The sequence below is a fragment of the Bartonella sp. AD328YNZD genome (assembly GCF_042196425.1).
Map to the genome: position 1 here is coordinate 1 of NZ_JBHIQG010000198.1, position 1,750 is coordinate 1,750.

At 36.2% G+C, this 1,750-nt stretch carries 1 protein-coding gene; it reads left to right on the plus strand.

The window, feature by feature from the left end; translation table 11 throughout:
* The first annotated feature begins 309 nt into the window (after positions 1-309).
* On the plus strand, positions 310-1,701 hold the full coding sequence (gene gor, locus ACFIO3_RS08970) for a glutathione-disulfide reductase (RefSeq protein ID WP_375607196.1): 1,392 nt from the start codon (positions 310-312) through the stop codon (positions 1,699-1,701).
* Positions 1,702-1,750 lie beyond the last annotated feature (49 nt).

Here is a 1,750-nt window from a genome sequence, read left to right on the forward strand (position 1 = left end):
GATCTTGTAGAAAATGTGAAAAAAGAGATGTCTGAAACACTTAATTTGAATAATTCTACTATGCCTACAAATATGCCTATAAAATCAGAATCTTCAGAAAATAAAAAATAGCTTGATTGATATTATGACAACAATGGGCAATTTCTGATTTTTTTAATAGCGGCGGTTTTCCCGCCGTTTTAAATATTTTAATAAGAATAAACCCTTTAAGAATATTGCTTAAAATGCTTCTTCAAAAGAAAAAAGACTTTTATTTGATAATAAATGATCTTAGCCTATTGTTTGTAGATATATGAGAAGGATTAGTTCGTGGGTTCTTTTGATTTTGATTTATTTGTTATTGGAAGTGGTTCTGGTGGAGTGCGTGCAGCACGGCTTGCTGGAGGTCTTGGTAAGCGGGTAGCTATAGCAGAGGAATATCGTATAGGGGGCACTTGTGTTATTCGTGGTTGCGTTCCCAAAAAACTTTATGTTTATGCATCACAATATGTAAGAGAATTTAAGAAAAGTGTTGGTTTTGGGTGGGAATATGCGGATCCAATTTTTAGCTGGGAAAAGTTGGTTGCAGCTAAAAATAAAGAAATATCAAGGTTAGAAGGCCTGTATCGTAAGGGATTAGAAAATAACAATGTGCATATTTATGAAAGTCGTGCTACTTTTATAGATGATCACACATTAGAGCTTTCTGCCACGGGTGAGCGGGTAAGTGCAGAAAAAATTTTGATTGCAACAGGGGCAAAACTTGCACCAAATACGTCCATAGAAGGCGGTGAATTTTGCCTTACTTCTAATGAGATTTTTGACCTTAATCAACTCCCAAAATCAATAGTGATTGTTGGTGGAGGGTATATTGGTGTTGAATTTGCTAATATTTTTCATGAATTAGGTGTAAAAACAATACTCCTTCATCGCGGTGATTTAATCCTTCGTAATTTTGATCATGATTTGCGGCAATTGCTCAGCGATGCAATGATTGAAAAAGGGATTTCTATTCTCTATGGCATAACAATTTCTAAAGTACAGGCTGCCGAAAACTGTTATGATATTGTTTTATCAAATGGGCAAACGATCAGCACTGACCAAGTTCTGTTAGCTACGGGACGGATGCCCAATACTGCTGGTTTAGGACTTGAGAGAGTAGGTATAGAAGTTAATGAATTTGGTGCAGTTGTTGTTGATGAGAAAATGACAACAAATATCCCCCATATTTGGGCTGTTGGTGATGTAACAGGTCATATTCAATTAACACCCGTTGCGATTCATGATGCAATGTGTTTTGTTAAGACAGCATTTGAGAATATTCCCACAACACCTGATTATGATTTAATTACAACGGCAGTTTTTTCTCAACCAGAGATTGGAACGGTTGGTCTTTCAGAAGAGGAGGCGGTAAAGCGTTATAAGCGTCTTGAAATTTATCGTACAGTTTTTCGTCCTATGCGTAATATTCTTTCTGGTATTTCAGAGAAAATGCTTATGAAACTCATTGTTGATGGTGAAAGCCGTATTGTTGTGGGCGCTCATATTTTAGGGGAAAATGCTGGTGAAATGGCACAGCTTATAGGGATATCTCTCAAGGGTAAGCTAACGAAGGATATCTTTGATGAAACGATGGCAGTGCATCCAACGATGGCAGAAGAATTGGTAACGATGTATAAACCAAGTTATATATATGAAAATGGGAAGAAAATAGAAAGTTAAACAGCATATATTTTGGTGAAAAGTTTTTGATATGCCAAGCTGTAAGTTT